The organism is Microbacterium sp. SL75 (assembly GCF_026625865.1).
Lineage (GTDB): Bacteria > Actinomycetota > Actinomycetes > Actinomycetales > Microbacteriaceae > Microbacterium.
Genome location: NZ_CP113067.1, coordinates 498,949 through 515,730, shown reverse-complemented (window position 1 = coordinate 515,730; position 16,782 = coordinate 498,949). Strand labels below are relative to the sequence as shown.

The window sequence follows — 16,782 nt, the reverse complement described above, 5'->3', positions numbered from 1 at the left end:
GGCGCGCCGTCCTGCGGAGTGTGGGCCTGACACGCCGTTCGGGATGCCGATGTATCGGCGCGTCTCGAACGAACTCCGCACGACGGTTCACGCCGCGAGTGCCGACCCCGCGGGGCGACGGGGGGAGGGTTGCGTGAATACCTTTCGCGTGTAAGGTTTTAGAGCAGTGAGCTCCGTCCCCCCGGAGCGCTTTCGATGAGGAGAGCCAGTCATGAAGCACACCCTCGCGGCATCCACCGCGGTCGTCGGATTCGTCCTGGGCGGTCTCGCCGCGGCATCCCCCGCCGTCGCCGCACCGGGAGAGAAGCCCGGTCCGCCGGGGCACGCCGGTCCGCCCGCGCATGCCGGCTCCGGCGTACGTGACCTCGAGCGCTATGCCGCCGACACCTGGGCCTCGCTCGCGGCGATGGCCCACGAGAACACCGGCCTTCCCGACGACAACATCGGGGGTGCGCTGGATGAGTCCACGGCATCCGGCTACACCTCGCCGACCAACATCGGCGGGTACCTGTGGTCGACGGTGACCGCGCGCGACCTCGGCATCATCGACGCCGACGAAGCGCGGGATCGCTTGACCGCGACGGTGTCGACGCTCGAGACGATGGAGCGCAACGACGCCAGCGGCATGTACTACAACTGGTACGCGCCCGACACCGGCGCCAAGCTCGAGATCTTCCCGACCTCGGGCGAGGTCATCCACCCGTTCCTCAGCACCGTCGACAACGGCTGGCTCGCGGCGGGGCTGAGGATCGTTCGCGAGGCCGAGCCGACACTCGCCAATCGAGCCGACACGCTCTACCGGTCGATGGACTTCTCGGCGTTCTTCGACGCGGCGGGGGCGGCGGGACTCCCGGCCGGCACGAACCGCGGCGGCTTCTGGGAGGCCCCTCCCGGCGACGGCTGCGCGGTCGAGGCGCCGATGTACAACGGCAGCGGCGAGACCGCGTTCTACACGTGCCACCACTACGACACGACCGTGAGCGAGAGCCGCATCGCGACCTACCTTGGCATCTCGGAGGGGGCGATCCCGGCAACGGGGCTGTACGGTACCCACCGCACCATGCCCGCCGGCTGCGACTGGGCGTGGCAGGAGCAGCTGCCCACCGGCGAGACCCGCACCTACGACGGCATCGACGTCTACGAGGGCGTGTATTCCTACGACGGCATGTCGTTCGCCCCGAGCTGGGGCGGGAGCATGTTCGAGGCGCTCATGCCCGATCTGCTGATCCCCGAGACCGAATGGGGCCCGCGCTCGTGGGGCGTGAACCACCCGATCACCGTCGAGGTGCAGAAGCGTCACGGGCTGAAAGAGGCCGGGTACGGGTTCTGGGGCTTCTCGCCCGCCAGCAACCCCTTCGGCGGCTACGCCGAGTACGGCGTCGACATCGCCGGCATGCGCTCCGACGGATACACCTCGGATGCCGAGAAGACCGACGTCGACATCGACCGCCCGGGCTGCGCCGATGGAACGAACCCCGACCCCACCTTCGGTGACGGCGTCGTCACGCCGCATGCCGCGTTCCTCGCGTTGCCGTACGACCGCGCCGGTGTGCTGAAGAACCTGCGGGGCCTGGAGAAGAAGCTCGGCGCCTATGGGCCCGGCGGGTTCTACGACGCCGTCGCGGTGAAGAGCGACACGGTCGCCGAGCGATACCTGTCGCTCGACCAGTCGATGATCATGGCGGCGATCGGCAACGCGCTGACCGGTGACACGCTGAAGGACTACATGGTCGATGACAGGATGGAGCAGAACCTCCGGCCCGCCATCGAACAGCAGGTCTTCGGCTCGTCGTGGGGCGCCTCGCGTCACTGACGGCTCGACCGCTCGATGCCCGGTGCCTCGCGGAGGTGCCGGGCATCGGTGTGTTCGGACGGGGGAGAGGATGCCGATGACCGACGCACCCGCACCGCGCGGTCGCCGCGGCAGCTACGCGAAGGGGCAGCAGACCCGACAGCGCATCGTCGACGAGGCGGTCGTGGTCTTCGGACGCTCCGGCGTGACGGCCGGGTCGCTCCGCGAGGTCGCCACCCGTGTGGGCCTGACCCCCGCGGGGCTCCTGCATCACTTCGCCTCGAAGGAGGAGCTGTTCGCCGAGGTGCTGCGCCAGCGCGACGAGCGCGTCCGCGCCGCCGCCGGGGACCCGCACGAGCACACCCTCGTCGAGCAGATGCGCAAAGTCGTGGCGCACAACGCGACCACGCGCGGCCTGACGTCGCTGTACACGTTGGTCGTCGCCGAGGCCAGCGACCCCGCCCACCCCTCCCACGAGGCCTTCGCCGAGCGGTACCGCCGCAGCGCCGAGACGGCCGCCGACCTGCTGCGGGCCGGGCAGGCCGCGGGGGAGGTGCGCGCCGACGTCGACCCGGAGCGCGCCGCGCGGCTGCTGAGCGCCGTGATGGACGGTCTCCAGCAGCAGTGGCTCCTCGACGAGTCGGTGGACATGCCCGCGCTTTTCGCCGAGTTCGTGAGGGGTTATCTCGAACCTCACGGCTGAGGTGGCGGCATCCGTTCCGTCCGTGGGCTGGTGGTGCTCGTGGGCCGTCCGGCGGAGTTTGTGGTGAAACGCCGGTGCTGGCTGCCGGTGGCTCGGCGTGTTGGCGGTCGATTCCGCCGGAAGGTTCGTGTGGGGTCTGGCAGTGGTGGGGGCGTTCGTGGGGGTCGCCTGGGCCGTGCGGTGGAGATCGTGCGGGTCGCCTGGGCCGTGCGGCGGAGTTGGTGGTGAAACGCCGGTTCTGGCTGCCGGTGGCTCGGCGTGTTGGCGGGCGATTCCGCCGGAGGGTACGTGTGGGGTCTGGCAGTGGTGGGGGCCTTCGTGGGGGTCGCCTGGGCCGTGCGGCGGAGTTGGTGGTGAAACGCCGGTTCTGGCTGCCGGTGGCCCGGCGTTTCGGACGTGAATTCCGCCGGACGGTACGTGCCGTGTGGGGCTGTGCGGCGATCACGCCCGGTGCAGACCTCGGTCGAGGTGAGCACGGATGGCGAGCTCGACCGTCGGCCAGTCGTGCACGACCATCGCGTAGTCGAAGCGGAGGGTGACGAAGCCCCATGCGGCGGCGTGGGCGTCGCGCACGAGATCGCGGTGCCGGTGGTCGGGGCTCGCATGGTTGTCTGCGCCGTCGACCTCGACGATCAAGCGTTCACCGAGCAAGAGGTCGACGCGTCCCACCGACACGACGCCGTGCTGTGTCCTCACCTCGACGCCCCAGCCTCGGAGACGCCATCGGACGAGGGTTTCCAACCCGCTCTCGGCGTCGCTCCGTGCGAACGCGATCGCCTCGCGGCCCGTGTCGTTCGTGTGTGCCGCGAGCCACGACAGCTCAGCCGACCCGATCTTCCTCTGATGGAGTGCGGATTCCAAGGCGACGACGAAGTCCTCGACCCCGCGGCAACGGAGGATCTGCCGCAGGGTCTGAGCCACTGCGGGAACGCCGAAGGTGTCGGCGACGTCGTGGTCCCAGTGCGGCACTGATCCGGTCCCACGCCGGTGCCCGCGTGGCCTCAGACCGACGTGCAGCGGCTCCGGGGCGGCCATGGTCCACAGGCCGTGATGTCGTGCGGCGCTGACGCACGCCGGTGGACCGCCGAGCAGGGCGGCGCTCATGACGGGCTCGCACGCATCGGCATCCGCGTATATCCCTCGCCGCAGGCGTACGAGCCTCCCGGCCTGCAGAGCGCTCTCGATCGCGCGACGGGTCATCCCCGCGGCGAACAGCTCGGTGCGGGTGTGTATCGACGAGCCGCTGCACATCGCCCCAGGCTTGCGGACTCTGCGGCGTCCGCAGTGCGGTTCGATCCCCATCTGTGGATGCCGTGGTGGATTCGTCATCTGGGGAGGAGTCGCGGCGGCCGCCAGGTGGGGTGGGCCGGGTGCGGGAGTGGGGATCGGGGGACGTACCGCCGGGCGGAGTTTGCGCAGGACGCGCGGGGGCGATCGCCCCTTGAGCGGTGTGTCCTCGTGAATCTCCGCGAGACGGCACACTGGCCGGGGTTGTCCGCCGTGCCGCCGGGCGGAGTTCACGCCCGACGCGCCGGCAGAGGAGGGCGCCGGGCGGCGTGTCGCTGCCGAGTTCCGCGAGACGGCACGCTGGCCGGCGTTGTTCGCCGTGCCGTCGGGCGGAGTTCAAGCCCGACGGGCCGGCAGAGGAGGGCGCCGGGCGGCGTGTCGCTGCCGAGTTCCGCGAGACGGCACGCTGGCCGGCGTTGTTCGCCGTGCCGTCGGGCGGAGTTCAAGCCCGACGCGCTGGCAGAGGAGGGCGCCGGGCGGCGTGTCGCCGCCGAACTCCGTCTGACGGCGCGCGGCGCGGGCCTACGGGCCTACGGGCCTACGGGCCTACGGGCCTACGGGCCTACGGGCCTACGGGCCTACGGGCCTACGGGCCCACGGGCTCACGGCCCACGGGCTCACGGGCTCACGGCTCACGGCATCCGGCCCACGGGTTGCACCGCGAAGGTTATGCGCTTAAACTCGACGCGACGTGCAAGCGGCACCCGACGGCGGGTGCCTCGTTCGAGGAGGAACAATGAAGATCACCCGATGGAGCGCGGTGGCCGTGGTCGCCGCGGCCGCGATCGCCCTCACCGGTTGCGGGCGCACCTCCGACACCGGCTCCGGTCCCGCCGAAGCCTCGACGATCGGCGACGCCAAGGCCGAGGGCACGCTCACGATGTGGGCGATGGGTGCCGAGGGCGAGGCGCTTCCGGAGTTCGTGAAGAAGTTCGAGGAGGCCAACCCCGGCGTGACCGTCGACGTCACGCCCGTGCCCTGGGACGCCGCGTACAGCAAGTTCCAGACGGCGATCGCCGGCGGCAACACCCCCGACCTCGCGATGGTCGGCTCGACGTGGATGGCCGATTTCGGCGACGCCCTGCAGACGGTTCCCACCGACCTGTCCACCGACGGGATCTTCCCCGGCGCGCTGGATTCCACCATGATCGATGACCGCGCGACCGGTGTGCCCTGGTACGTCGACACGCGCGTGCTGTACTACCGCACCGACCTCGCCGCCCAGGCCGGATGGACCAAGGCCCCGTCGACGTGGGACGACCTCAAGCAGATGGCCGCCGACATGCAGTCGAAGGGGGGCGCCGACTACGGCATCCGCTTCCCCTCCGGCAACGACTCGTTCCAGGGCAACGTGTGGATGCCGTGGTCCAACGGTGCTCAGCTCGAGGACGGGTCGAAATGGACCCTTGACACTCCCGAGACCGCCGAGGCGTTCCAGTACTACCAGAGCTTCTACACCGACGGCATCGCCAACCCGGCCGCCGATCGCTCGGCCGGGGCGCAGGAGGCGGACTTCGTCTCGGGCAAGACCCCGATGCTCATCGACGGCCCCTTCCTCATCGGTCAGCTCGAGACGCTCGGCGGCGCCGGCTTCAGCGACAAGTTCACCACCGCGGTGCTGCCGACCAAGGAGTCGTCGACGTCGTTCAGCGGTGGCGCCAACCTCGCCGTGTTCGACAACTCGAAGAACGCCGCGAGCGCGTGGAAGCTCGTCCAGTGGCTCACGCAGCCCGACACGCAGGCCGCGTGGTACGACGCGACCGGTGACCTCCCCGCTGTTCAGGATGCCTGGAAGGCCGACGCCCTCGCCTCGTCCAAGACGCTCGCCGCGTTTGGCACGCAGCTCGAGACCGCCAAGTCGGTGCCCGCCGTCACGACGTGGGTGCAGGTCGCCGCGGCCGGCGACGCGATGCTCGAGAAGATCCGTCTCGGCCAGCAGTCCCCGGCCGACGGGTTGAAGGAGCTCCAGGCCACCGCCGACCAGCTGGGTCTGGGCTGAGGCCGTGACGCAGGCAGTCGTGGGCGCGACCGGGACGCGTCGTGCGCCCGGTCGCGCCCGCGCCGGCGGGGCGTCGAGCCGCCGTCGGCGCCAGGGCTGGGTCGCGTGGGGCTTCGCCCTGCCGTTCGTCGCGGTCTTCGCGGTCTTCATGGTCGTGCCGATCGTGGGCTCGTTCGCGATGTCGTTCACGGACTTCACGGCCCGCGACATCCGCTCGCCGTTCTCGGTGAACTTCGTGGGACTCCAGCAGTACGCCGGGGTCCTCGGCGACCCGGTCTTCCTGACCTCGCTGGGCGTGACCGCGACGTTCGTCGTCGTCGGCATCCCGGTGACGATGGCTCTCGCTTTGGCTCTCGCCCTCGCGCTCAACGCCAGCAACGGCCGCATCGTCTCGGTGCTGCGGGTGGGCTTCTACGCCCCGGTCGTCACGAGCATCGTGGCCGTCGCGGTGGTGTGGCGCTACATCCTCCAGCCGGAGGGGCTGCTGAACTCGGCACTGGCCATCATCGGCATCCAGGGTCCGGACTGGCTCAACGACACCCGCACGGCGCTGCCGTCGCTCATCGCGATGGCGGTCTGGCGCAACGTCGGCACCCTCATGGTGATCTTCCTCGCCGGGCTCCAGGCCATCCCCACCGACGTGAAGGAGGCCGCCCTCATGGACGGCGCCTCGTCGTGGCGGCGCCTGACCTCGGTGACCCTGCCGCTGCTGCGTCCGACGCTGCTGCTGGGCGCGGTGCTCATCTCGGTCGGGTTCCTGCAGTTCTTCGAGGAGGCCTTCGTGATGACCCAGGGCGGCCCGCTCAACTCCACCCTCTCGGTGGCGTACTACACGTTCAAGCAGTTCGGTTTCGGGCAGTACGGCGCGGCCTCGGCTGCGAGCTACCTGCTCTTCCTCGCGATCGCGCTGCTCAGCCTGGTGCAGTTCCGCGTGCTGCGCTCGAAGGATTGAGGGAGGATGCCATGACACTCACGTCTCCCGCGGCTCCGGCCGCCGCCGCCCAGACCGTCGAGCCGCCGCGCCGGCGTCGGTCGCCCGACCGCATGGCCCCGGGCCGGTTGCTCACCTACATCGTGCTCGTCGTCGGCCTGCTCGTGTGGATCCTGCCCTTCGCCTGGATGCTGCTGGGCTCGGTCAAGACGCAGCGCGAGATCCTCCAGCGTCCGCCGACGTGGTGGCCGCAGCAGTTCACCTGGGACAACTTCGGCGCCTGGTTTGGGCAGCTGAACTTCGGTCAGTTCTTCGGCAACAGCGTCGTCGTGGCCCTGTTCACGGTCCTGGGCAACCTCGTGTTCTGCTCGATGGTCGGCTACGCGCTGGCGAAGATGGACTTCCCCGGCAAGAAGGCGCTGTTCGTCGTCGTGATGGTGACCCTGATGGTCCCCGGCGTGGTCACGTTCGTGCCGCTGTTCGTGATGGTGTCGTCGCTCGGTCTCGTCGACAGCTACGCGGCGCTCATCCTGCCCTTCGTCACGACCCCGCTCGGCGTCTTCCTCATGCGGCAGTTCATGCTCGGCATCCCGGACCCGCTGCTGGAGGCCGCGCGCATCGACGGCGCCGGGGAACTGCGGATCTTCGCCCGGATCGTCATGCCGCTGTGCGGGCCGCCGCTGGCGACCCTCGGCATCCTGACCTTCCTCGCCTCGTGGAACAACTTCCTCTGGCCGCTCGTGGCGGCGCAGACCGAGGCGAAGTACACCCTGCCGGTCGCGCTGTCGCTGTACTCGACGGGCCAGAACGCCACCGACTACGGCCTGTTGCTGGCCGGTTCGGTGCTGGTCATCGCGCCGATCATCCTGCTGTTCGTCTTCTTGCAGCGCTACTTCATCCAGGGCATCGCCTCGACCGGCCTGAAGTGAGGCGCGGGCGGGCCCCTGTCACGGCGGCCCGCCCGGCCCCGTGTCGGCCCGCCCCCCGAGCTCCGCCGCCGGCTCCTGCACCGGCGGCCTCGAAAGGACCCCCCATGACCTCCGCCCGCTTTCTCACCGCGCCCGACGGCACGCGCTTCCGCGACCTCAACGGCAACGGTGTGATGGACCCGTACGAGAACCCGACGCTCGGCGTCGACGAGCGCACCGACGACCTCCTCCAGCGCCTCAGCCTCGAAGAGAAGGTCGGTCTGATGTTCCAGACCGTCATCGAGGTCGGCGACGAGGGCGAGCTCCTGGAGACACCGGGCAAGATCTCGAAGTCGCCCACGACCACGGTCGTGGTGCACAAGAACATGAACCACTTCAACGTGCACGCGATCCGCACCGCGCGCCAGGCGGCGACCTGGAACAACAATCTCCAGGCGCTCGCCGAGGCCACACCTCACGGCATCCCGGTCACGATCAGCACCGACCCGCGTCACGCGTTCGTCGAGAACACGGGCGTCGCCTTCTCGGCCGGTCCCTTCTCGCAGTGGCCCGAAGGGCTGGGGCTCGCCGCCCTCGACGACGTCGACACCGTGCGCGAGTTCGCCGAGGTCGCGCGGCGCGAGTACGTCGCCGTCGGCATCCGCGCCGCTCTGCACCCGCAGATCGACCTCGCCACCGAACCGCGTTGGGGTCGACAGGCTCAGACCCTCGGACAGGATGCCGAGCGGGTCACCGCCTTCACCGCGGCGTACCTGCAGGGCTTCCAGGGCGACGAGCTCGGACCCGACAGCGTCGCCTGCACGACGAAGCACTTCCCGGGCGGTGGACCCCAGCAGGGCGGTGAGGACGCGCACTTCCCCTACGGGCGCGAGCAGGTGTACCCCGGCGGCATGTTCGACTACCACCTCGAGCCGTTCCGCGAGGCGATTCGCCGCGGCACCGCCGCGATGATGCCGTACTACGGGATGCCGGTCGGCCTCGAGGTCGACGGGGAGCCCATCGAAGAGGTCGGGTTCGGGTACAACCGCCAGATCGTCACGGGCCTGCTGCGCGAACAGCTCGGCTACGACGGCGTCGTGGTGACCGATTGGGAACTCGTCAACGACAACCACGTCGGCGACCAGGTGCTGCCCGCCCGGGCGTGGGGCGTCGAGCACCTCACCGCCGTGGAGCGCATGGAGAAGATCCTGGATGCCGGCAGCGACCAGTTCGGCGGAGAGGAATGCGTCGAGATGCTCGTCGATCTCGTGCGCTCGGGCCGGGTGTCCGAGGAGCGCATCGACGCGTCGGTGCGGCGGTTGCTGCGGGTGAAGTTCCAGCTCGGTCTTTTCGACGACCCGTACGTCGACGTCGATGAGGCCGAGCGGGTCGTGGGCAATGCCGAGTTCCGCGCCCTCGGCGAGCGGGCCCAGGCGCGTTCGCTCACCGTGCTGGTGAACGAGGGGTCGATTCTGCCCCTCCGTCCCGCGGGGAACGTCTACGTCGAGGGCTTCTCGGTCGACGACGTGGCCGAGCTCGGGCGCGTGGTGGCCGACCCGGCCGAGGCCGACCTCGCCCTGGTCCGCATCGGCGCGCCGTTCGAGCCTCGCGACGACCTCTTCCTCGAGGCCTGGTTCCACCAGGGGTCGCTCGAGTTCGCGCCGGGCCTGGTCTACCGGTTGAACCAGATCGCGGCATCCTGCCCCCTCGTCATCGTGGTGAACCTCGACCGTCCCGCGATCCTCACACCGTTCGTGGGGCATGCCGCGGCCATCGTTGCCGACTACGGCAGCTCGGCGGCGGCGGTGCTCGACGCGCTCACGGGTCGTGTCGCTCCGCGGGGTCGGTTGCCGATCGAGATACCCCGGTCGATGGATGCCGTGCGTTCCTCGCGCGAGGATGTACCGTCGGACAGCGGCGACCCCGTCTTCCCCGTGCATCACGGGCTGGAGCTCGAGGGCGCGATGGCGACGGTGTCGCAGAGGGGTTAGGGCCGATCCGATGACGGAGGAGCAGACGACGCGTCGACCGACCGTGTACGACGTCGCGCAGGAGGCGAGAGTCTCGATCGCGTCGGTGTCGTTCGCCTTCCGTCGCCCCGACAAGCTCAGCGACGCGACGCGCCAGCGGGTGCTCGACGCCGCTCGGCGGCTGGGATACGCCCCGAGCGGCGCCGCCCGCGGGCTCGCGCGCGGGCGCACCGGGATCCTCGGCTTGCACGCCTTCGACCTGCTGCTCGAGCGGGCCGACCCGCGGGCGCAACCCCTCAGCGGGATGCAGTCGCCGGCGCTCGACACCGGGGGAGTGATCCCCTGGGACCAGACCGACGACGACGTGCTGTCGGACCCCCGCGCCTTCCCGCTGTACGTCGACGAGGTCCAGCGCGGTTTCGAGCTGGAGTGCTGGGCGCTGGGGCGACCGGTCATGCTCAGCAGCGGATCAGATGCCGATGTCTCGGTCGCCGACACCGTCGGCCGCGTCGATGGACTGGCGATCTTCCCGTCCCCCCAGACCGCCCCGACCCTGGCGCGGCACACACCTAGCATTCCGATCGTGCTCTTCAGCGCCGCCCCGGCCGACGATCCCCACCACCGCGTGCGGGTCGACAATGCGCGAGGGATGCGCGACCTCGTCGCCCACCTCGTCGAGGAGCACGCCGCGACCGACATCGCCTTCGTGGGGCGCCTCGAGGCGACGGATGCCGTGGAGCGTCGAGACGCGATGATCGCGGAGCTCGAGGCCCGCGGCATCCGCCCTCGTCTCGACTCCATCGACGCGACGGTGCGCGGCGAGGACGAGCTCGTGCCGCAGGTGCGCGCGCTCCTGACTGAGGGGCGGATGCCGCGGGCCTTCGCCTGCGCGACCGATCAGAACGCCTTCACCCTTCTCGACGTCCTGGCGGCGGAGGGGGTGCGGGTGCCGGAGGATGTGATCGTGACCGGGTTCGACGGCACGCTCGGATCGCGCCTGACCACCCCGCCGCTGACGACGGTCCGCCAGCCGATGGAGGCGATGGGACGAGCCGCCGCGCGGATCCTCGCCGGAACGGCGGGCTCGCCGCCGGAGGGCGGGGCGTTCGACGTCGTTTTCGAGCCGCAGGTGCTGGTGCGTCGCAGCTGCGGCTGCTGAGGTTCAGGTCGTCGTCGACGGGGCGGTGGGGTGTGCCGTTGGGCGGAGTTCGTGGGTGACAGGCCGGTTCGGGATGCCGTGGCTGGGCGTGTTCGCCGGGGTTTCCGCGGGACGGTTCGGGGGCGGCGGGGTGTGCCGTCGGGCGGAGTTCGTGGGTGACACGCCGGTCCGGGGTGCCGTGGCTGGGCGTGTCGGCGGGGGTTTCCGCGGGGCGGTCCGGGGGCGGTGGGGTGTGCCGTTGGGCGGAGTTCGACCGGTGACACGCCGGTTTGGGGTGCCGTGGCTGGGCGTGTCCGCCCGGGACTCCGCGGGACGGTTCGCGACCGTTCGGCTCAGGCCGCGTTCCACCGCAGCCGCGGGGCGCCCAGATCCGCCCGTAATGCTGAGGGATCGGCGACCGGGAACATCGTGATGAGGAGTCCGTCGACCGCGTAGGCCAGAGCCGCGGTGCCCTCGGGCAGCGGGGCGCCGAGAGCGATGCGCGCGGTGCGGCCCTCGGCCTGCTCGGTCAGGGCATCTGGGCGGGCCAGCAACGCCGACGCGGCCGCGGCGGCGCGCGATAGGAGCGTCTGCGCGCCGGCCCACGGGGTGAACGCCCCGGCCTCGAGTCCGCACGCGCGTTCCAAGTCGCTCGTCACCCACCGCTCGCGTTTCAGGCCGTAGGGGGTGGGGGTGGTCGAGAGCAGGTAGCCGTAGACGTGCAGGACCCCGGCGTTGCCGATCGGCCACGTCGCCGCCAGGCCCGCACGACGGTGCAGCTCGTCGAACAGGGCGCGGGGGAGCACCGCCGCCCCGACGTTCTCGTCGATCACCGTCGAGTGTCCCCACGCGGCGAAGCGGCCGGCCGCGCGGTCCTCGGCGAGCGCGGCGGAGAGCCAGGGGAGGGAGTCGATTGCGGCGACGGGGTCGGTGACAGCGAGGTCCGCGGCGGCATCGAGGGTGTGCACCGCTCCACGCTAGGGCGGGCGCGGGGGCGCACAGGCACCGTTCATCCATCGTTTACACGATGTGGACATTACGTCCACATATGACATGCATCATGGACGTAACGTCCACGACAGGAGTTCACCCGTGCCCCGCCCCGTCCTCATCTTCGACTTCGACGGCACCGTCGCCCTCGGCGACGGCCCCCTGTTGGCCTACGCCCGCGCGGTCGCCGTGCACACGGCATCCGCCGACGACTTCGTCTCGGCCGTCGCCGCTCAGCTCGCCGCTCCCGCCGGCGACGTCATCGACGGCTACGACGCCGTCCGTCGCCTCGCGCTCGAAGCCGACGTCGACGACACCGCTCTCGCCGCGGCGTACACGCGCAGCCGCACTCAGCTCGGCGGGCCCGACGCGCCGGTTTCGGCGGCCCCGGGGCTGGCGGACTTCCTCGCGCGGGTGGATGCCGAGCGCCTCCTCGTCACGAACGCCCCCTCCACCCGCCTCGACGAGGCGCTCTCCACGATGGGCCTGGACGCACTGTTCGACCGCATCGTCACCGACGCCGCCAAGCCCGCAGGGCTCGAGGCCCTGCTCGACGATCTCGGCGACGGTGTCCCGGTGCTCACGGTCGGTGACGTGTGGCGCAACGACCTCGCGCCCGCCCACGCCCGCGGCCTCGATACCGCCCTGGTCGGCGGGTACCTCGATCCATCCGCCACTCCGACCTTCCGAGCCGACACCCTCGACGAGCTGCTTCCCGCGCTCGCCGCGTGGGTCGAGGCCGCCTCCGTCGACGCTCCCCCCGCCGCACACCTGTCGTCCCACGCCTGAATCCCACCCGAACCGCAGAGGAATCATGAACACTCGTCGCACCCGTCTCGCCGCGGCCTTCGCCACCGCCGCCCTCGCCTCGATCGCCCTGGCCGGCTGTTCCGGCACCGCGGGCGCCGCCTCCGGTCCCGCCGCCGACCCGAGCTCGCTCGTGCTCGCGCTCGTCCCGTCGCAGGACCAGGCGAACCTCGTCGACACCGCGAAGCCCCTCACCGACATGCTCACCGAGAAGCTCGGCATCCCGGTCACCGGAGTCGTCTCGAAGGACTACCAGGCCGCCGTCGAGGCGATGGGCGCCGGTCAGGCGCAGATCGGGTTCCTGCCCTCGCTGCAGCTGTGGCAGGCGAACGACCGCTACGGCGCCTCGGTCGTGCTGCAGACCGAACGCAACGGCAACATCACCTACCCGGGCCAGTTCATGACGAACAACCCCGACAAGTACTGCGAGACCCCGATCGTCGAGCGCGACGGCATGTCGTTCTGCAACGGTGCCGACGCCCTGCACGGCCCCGCGGGTCTGGACAGCATCTCGAAGATCGCCGGTGCGAAGGTCGCCGTCCTGGGGCCCGGCTCACCCGCGGGCTACATCTACCCGATGCTCGCGCTCAAGGAGGCCGGCGTCGACATCGACAGCGGCTTCCAGAAGGTTCCCGTCACGGCCAACGACGCCTCGGTGCTCGCGGTCTACAACGGCGACGCCGAGGTCGGCTTCAGCTTCTGGGACGCCCGCACCCTGGTGAAGAAGGACAAGTCGGACGTGGGCCAGAAGGTCGTCGTCTTCGGCCTGACCAACGAGATCCCCAACGACGGCGTGGCCGTGTCGAAGGACCTCTCGCCCGAGCTGCAGCAGAAGATCTCGACGGCGCTCGCCGACTACTCCGCGACCGACGAGGGCTCCGCCGCCCTCAAGGCCGTGTACTCGATCACCAAGCTCGCCCCGGCCGACCCCTCGTCGCTCGACGTGGTCGCTCGCGCCGCCCAGCAGCTCGGACTCCAGTGACGACCGGATCGCTCACCCCGGGCGTCGAGGCACTGGCCTCGGCGCCCTGGGGCATCCGTTTGGACGGCGTCTCGGTGCGATACCCCAACGGCACGGTGGGGCTCAAGGATGTCTCTCTCGAGATCGCGCCCGGCGAGCTGATCGCCGTCGTCGGGCTCTCGGGTTCGGGCAAGTCCACGCTGATCCGCACGATCAACGGGCTCGTACCCGCGACCTCGGGCGTGGTCGAGGTCGGCGGTCGACGTGTCGACGGCGCTTCGGGGCGCCGGCTGCGCGAGCTCCGCGGGCATATCGGCATGGTGTTCCAGAGCTTCAACCTCGCCGGGCGCACCACGGTGCTCAACAACGTGCTGGTGGGTCGCCTCGCGCACACCCCCCTGTGGCGCACGCTGTTCGGGGCGTATCGCGAGGACGACCGCCGCTTGGCGTTCGAGGCCCTCGACCGCGTGGGACTGCTGCCCAAGGTCTGGGACCGCGCGTCGGCCCTCTCCGGTGGGCAACAGCAGCGCGTGGCCATCGCCCGTGCGCTGACGCAGCAGCCGCGGATCGTCCTCGCCGACGAACCCGTCGCGAGCCTCGACCCTCCCACGGCCCGCGGCGTCATGGACGACCTGCGTCGCATCAACGAAGACCTCGGCATCACGGTGCTCGTGAACCTGCACCTTCTCGACCTCGCCCGCGAGTACGGCACGCGAATGATCGGCATGCGCGCCGGCGAAGTCGTCTACGACGGCCCCGCGGCATCCGCCACCGACGCCGACTTCGCGCAGATCTACGGCCGCTCGGTGACCGCAGCCGACAGGCTCGAGCGATGACGGTCCTCACCGTCCCCCCTCGTCCGAAGGGGAGATGGATGCCGTGGACCGCCGCGGCGGTCGTCGTCGCGGTGACCGTCTTCATGTGCCTGCCGGGGGTCGGGGTGGGTCTCGACGTCGCCGCCATCGCGCGCAACTGGCAGCAGGGCGCGCTCCGGATCGGCGAACTGCTGACCCCGGACTGGTCGTTCTTCCCGCGCACCGTCGGTCCGATCCTCGAGACGCTGCAGATGGCCGTGATCGGCACGGCGGTGGGGGCGGCGATCTCTCTGCCGGTGAGCTTCTGGGCTGCCCGGCCGACGAACCCCTTCACGCCGACGCGGGCGGTGGCGCGCGGCATCCTGAACGTCATCCGCGCCGTGCCCGAGCTCGTGTACGCGGCGGTGCTCGTCGCGATGGTCGGGGTGGGGGCTCTTCCCGGCATCCTGGCGCTCGTGCTGTTCAACGTCGGCATCATCGTCAAGCTCGTCTCGGAGTCCATCGACGCGACCGACCTCGGCCCCCTCGAGGCGGGGCGGGCCGCGGGGGCGACGCAGACGCAGATCAACCGCGCGATCGCCCTCCCCGACACCTGGCCCGCGTTCGTGTCGCAGACGCTCTACGTGTTCGAGCTGAACGTGCGCGCCTCGACCGTGCTGGGCCTGGTCGGCGCGGGCGGTATCGGTCTGCTCATCGACGCCGTCCGCACGTTCTACCGCTACGACCAGCTGTCGCTCGTCATCGTCGAGATCCTCGTGATCGTCGTCGTGCTCGACACCGTCAGCGACGCGATCCGCCGGAGGCTCGTATGACCGCCCTCGCCCCCGCACGCCCCGCGGCGCTTCTCGTGCCGCCCCGCCGGCGGCGCCCCCTGCGCACCCTGTCGTGGGTCGTCGTCAGCGTCATCGTGATCGCCGCGTTCTGGTCCGCCGACATCGCGTGGTCGCGGCTGGGCGAGCTGCCCGCCGAGATCGCGCGCTACCTCGGGCTGATGTTCGCCTCGCCGAACTGGGCGAAGCTCCCCGAGGCGCTCTGGCAGACCTGGCGCAGTGTCGAGATGGCGTGGATCGGCACGGTCCTCGGCATCCTGATCGCCACCCCCCTCTCGCTGATCTCGGCGCGCGGCTTCGGACCGGCGCCCGTGCGCGCGGTGCTGCGCTTCGTCTTCTCGCTCGTTCGGGCGGTGCCCGAGCTCGTGTTCGCGATCATCATCCTGTCGGTGACCGGCCTCACCCCGCTGACCGGGGCGCTCGCCCTGGCGATCGGCGGCGTCGGCACGCTCGGCAAATGGGGCTACGAGGCCGTCGAGAACGTCTCGCCCGGTCCCATCGAGGCCGCTCGCGCCGCGGGAGGCTCGACCGCGCAGGTGCTCCGCTGGGGTGTCTGGCCCCAGGCCTCGCCGACGTTCCTGTCGTTCTGGCTGTACCGCTTCGAGATCAACGTGCGCGCCTCGGCCGTGCTCGGTCTGATCGGGGTCGGTGGGATCGGCGACATGCTCACCTCGTACACCCAGTACCGTGAGTGGTCGACGGTCGGGATGCTCCTGATCGTCGTGGTGATCGTCACCGTCGCCATCGACGCGGTCTCGGGCCGCATCCGCCGCCGCATCATGGAGGGTCCGCGTGTCCGCTGAGGTCCCCGTGACCGCCCGCATCGCGGCCGTCCGCAACTCGCTGCAGCCGAGCGAGCGCCGCGTCGCCGACCTCATCGTCGACGATCCGGATGCCGTGATCGAACTCACCGCGCAGCAGATCGCCGACCGTGTCGGGGTGGGTCGATCCACCGTCGTGCGTGCCTGCCAGACCTTCGGCTACCGCGGCTACCCGCAGTTGCGCGTGGCGCTCGCCGCGGAACGCGGACGCCGCGCGGTGCCCCCGGTCGCCGAGGACGGCGCGCTCGGCGGCATCCGTTCGGCGATCGATCGCATCGCCGACGACCTCCGCACCGCCACGAGCCTGCTGGACGCCGACGGGGTCGACGCCGCGGTGGATGCGGTGGTGGGCGCTCGACGCCTGCTCGTCGTGGCGAGTGGGCTGTCTGCTCCGGTCGCCACCGATCTCGCGATGCGCCTGACCGCCGTGGGGCGCCCGGCCGAGACGCTCGGCGACCCGATCGGCCAGCAGATCGCGGCTCGCCACCTCTCGACCGACGACGTCTGTGTCGTGATCAGCGGTTCGGGCGCCAACGAGGCGAGCCTGCGGGCCGCGTCGGCGGCGCGCGCGGCCGGGGCGCGCGTGATCGCGCTGACCTCGTTCGTCGCGTCCCCCTTGACCGAGCGCGCCGACCTGTCGCTCGTGCTCGCCTCGGGCGGGACGTTCCGCGACGAGCTCGAGCACACCTCGCGCATCGCCCACGCGGTCTTCGCCGAGGCGTTCGTCGACGCCGTCGCTCGGGCGCGGGCGGGCGATGCCGACCTCGCTCGCGAGCGCGTGCTCGAGATCCTCTCGGACAACCTCGGCGACGCCGGCTGAGGCTCGGGCG

At 70.9% G+C, this 16,782-nt stretch carries 15 protein-coding genes; 13 read left to right on the top strand and 2 right to left on the bottom strand.

What is annotated here, in order from left to right:
* The first annotated feature begins 211 nt into the window (after nucleotides 1-211).
* The gene (locus tag OVA17_RS02380; RefSeq protein WP_267787929.1) at nucleotides 212-1,813 is read left to right on the top strand and encodes a glucoamylase family protein; all 1,602 of its coding nucleotides are present in this window, start codon (nucleotides 212-214) and stop codon (nucleotides 1,811-1,813) included.
* 76 nt (nucleotides 1,814-1,889) lie between these two features.
* Nucleotides 1,890-2,495, top strand: a complete 606-nt coding sequence (locus OVA17_RS02375; protein ID WP_267787927.1) for a TetR/AcrR family transcriptional regulator — start codon at nucleotides 1,890-1,892, stop codon at nucleotides 2,493-2,495.
* A gap of 441 nt (nucleotides 2,496-2,936) precedes the next feature.
* Here the strand turns inward: OVA17_RS02375 and OVA17_RS02370 are convergent, their stop codons facing one another.
* Nucleotides 2,937-3,746, bottom strand: coding sequence for a type IV toxin-antitoxin system AbiEi family antitoxin domain-containing protein (locus tag OVA17_RS02370; RefSeq protein ID WP_267787924.1), 810 nt, complete (start codon nucleotides 3,744-3,746; stop codon nucleotides 2,937-2,939).
* 772 nt (nucleotides 3,747-4,518) lie between these two features.
* Between OVA17_RS02370 and OVA17_RS02365 the strand changes: the two genes are divergently transcribed.
* The 5 genes from OVA17_RS02365 (at nucleotide 4,519) to OVA17_RS02345 (ending at nucleotide 10,749) form a co-directional block, all read left to right on the top strand.
* A complete protein-coding gene (locus OVA17_RS02365) occupies nucleotides 4,519-5,781 on the top strand; it encodes an extracellular solute-binding protein (protein WP_267787923.1) in 1,263 nt (420 codons plus the stop codon).
* Between the two features lie 4 nt (nucleotides 5,782-5,785).
* Nucleotides 5,786-6,733 carry a carbohydrate ABC transporter permease gene (locus OVA17_RS02360; RefSeq protein WP_210073286.1) on the top strand — a complete coding sequence of 316 codons (948 nt, stop codon included), beginning with the start codon at nucleotides 5,786-5,788 and terminating at the stop codon, nucleotides 6,731-6,733.
* A gap of 11 nt (nucleotides 6,734-6,744) precedes the next feature.
* The gene (locus tag OVA17_RS02355) at nucleotides 6,745-7,641 is read left to right on the top strand and encodes a carbohydrate ABC transporter permease (protein ID WP_210073288.1); all 897 of its coding nucleotides are present in this window, start codon (nucleotides 6,745-6,747) and stop codon (nucleotides 7,639-7,641) included.
* A 104-nt stretch (nucleotides 7,642-7,745) separates the two neighbouring features.
* The gene (locus OVA17_RS02350; protein WP_267787921.1) at nucleotides 7,746-9,611 is read left to right on the top strand and encodes a glycoside hydrolase family 3 protein; all 1,866 of its coding nucleotides are present in this window, start codon (nucleotides 7,746-7,748) and stop codon (nucleotides 9,609-9,611) included.
* Nucleotides 9,612-9,621: 10 nt separating this feature from the next.
* Nucleotides 9,622-10,749, top strand: coding sequence for a LacI family DNA-binding transcriptional regulator (locus OVA17_RS02345; RefSeq protein WP_267787919.1), 1,128 nt, complete (start codon nucleotides 9,622-9,624; stop codon nucleotides 10,747-10,749).
* Nucleotides 10,750-11,081: 332 nt separating this feature from the next.
* On the opposite strand, the gene OVA17_RS02340 is transcribed toward OVA17_RS02345, so the two are convergent.
* A complete protein-coding gene (locus tag OVA17_RS02340; RefSeq protein WP_267787918.1) occupies nucleotides 11,082-11,696 on the bottom strand; it encodes an amino acid deaminase in 615 nt (204 codons plus the stop codon).
* A 124-nt stretch (nucleotides 11,697-11,820) separates the two neighbouring features.
* On the opposite strand from OVA17_RS02340, the gene OVA17_RS02335 reads away from it, so the two are divergent.
* Genes OVA17_RS02335 through OVA17_RS02310 form a run of 6 tightly spaced genes read left to right on the top strand, consistent with a single transcriptional unit; the run spans nucleotide 11,821 to nucleotide 16,772 of the window.
* Nucleotides 11,821-12,507, top strand: coding sequence for an HAD family hydrolase (locus OVA17_RS02335; protein WP_267787917.1), 687 nt, complete (start codon nucleotides 11,821-11,823; stop codon nucleotides 12,505-12,507).
* A 25-nt stretch (nucleotides 12,508-12,532) separates the two neighbouring features.
* The gene (locus tag OVA17_RS02330) at nucleotides 12,533-13,507 is read left to right on the top strand and encodes a phosphate/phosphite/phosphonate ABC transporter substrate-binding protein (protein ID WP_267787916.1); all 975 of its coding nucleotides are present in this window, start codon (nucleotides 12,533-12,535) and stop codon (nucleotides 13,505-13,507) included.
* Nucleotides 13,504-14,322, top strand: a complete 819-nt coding sequence (gene phnC / locus OVA17_RS02325; RefSeq protein WP_210073300.1) for a phosphonate ABC transporter ATP-binding protein — start codon at nucleotides 13,504-13,506, stop codon at nucleotides 14,320-14,322. Before OVA17_RS02330 ends, phnC begins: the two co-directional genes overlap by 4 nt.
* Complete coding sequence (gene phnE / locus OVA17_RS02320) at nucleotides 14,319-15,113, top strand: phosphonate ABC transporter, permease protein PhnE (RefSeq protein ID WP_267787915.1); 795 nt, start codon at nucleotides 14,319-14,321, stop codon at nucleotides 15,111-15,113. Before phnC ends, phnE (OVA17_RS02320) begins: the two co-directional genes overlap by 4 nt.
* Nucleotides 15,110-15,934, top strand: coding sequence for a phosphonate ABC transporter, permease protein PhnE (gene phnE / locus OVA17_RS02315; RefSeq protein ID WP_267787914.1), 825 nt, complete (start codon nucleotides 15,110-15,112; stop codon nucleotides 15,932-15,934). The genes phnE (OVA17_RS02320) and phnE (OVA17_RS02315) overlap by 4 nt, the downstream gene beginning before the upstream one ends.
* Nucleotides 15,924-16,772 (top strand): MurR/RpiR family transcriptional regulator, encoded by an 849-nt coding sequence (locus OVA17_RS02310; RefSeq protein WP_210073306.1) that lies wholly within the window; start codon nucleotides 15,924-15,926, stop codon nucleotides 16,770-16,772. The genes phnE (OVA17_RS02315) and OVA17_RS02310 overlap by 11 nt, the downstream gene beginning before the upstream one ends.
* Nucleotides 16,773-16,782 lie beyond the last annotated feature (10 nt).

What these genes read in the sequence shown, in the direction of transcription:
- OVA17_RS02370 (WP_267787924.1), bottom strand. Translation starts at nt 3,746, where the DNA reads ATGTGCAGCGGCTCGTCGATACACACCCGCACCGAGCTGTTCGCCGCG.
- OVA17_RS02365 (WP_267787923.1), top strand. Translation starts at nt 4,519, where the DNA reads ATGAAGATCACCCGATGGAGCGCGGTGGCCGTGGTCGCCGCGGCCGCG.
- OVA17_RS02330 (WP_267787916.1), top strand. Translation starts at nt 12,533, where the DNA reads ATGAACACTCGTCGCACCCGTCTCGCCGCGGCCTTCGCCACCGCCGCC.
- phnE (WP_267787915.1), top strand. Translation starts at nt 14,319, where the DNA reads ATGACGGTCCTCACCGTCCCCCCTCGTCCGAAGGGGAGATGGATGCCG.
- phnE (WP_267787914.1), top strand. Translation starts at nt 15,110, where the DNA reads ATGACCGCCCTCGCCCCCGCACGCCCCGCGGCGCTTCTCGTGCCGCCC.
- OVA17_RS02355 (WP_210073288.1), top strand. Translation starts at nt 6,745, where the DNA reads ATGACACTCACGTCTCCCGCGGCTCCGGCCGCCGCCGCCCAGACCGTC.
- OVA17_RS02380 (WP_267787929.1), top strand. Translation starts at nt 212, where the DNA reads ATGAAGCACACCCTCGCGGCATCCACCGCGGTCGTCGGATTCGTCCTG.
- OVA17_RS02345 (WP_267787919.1), top strand. Translation starts at nt 9,622, where the DNA reads ATGACGGAGGAGCAGACGACGCGTCGACCGACCGTGTACGACGTCGCG.
- OVA17_RS02375 (WP_267787927.1), top strand. Translation starts at nt 1,890, where the DNA reads ATGACCGACGCACCCGCACCGCGCGGTCGCCGCGGCAGCTACGCGAAG.
- OVA17_RS02350 (WP_267787921.1), top strand. Translation starts at nt 7,746, where the DNA reads ATGACCTCCGCCCGCTTTCTCACCGCGCCCGACGGCACGCGCTTCCGC.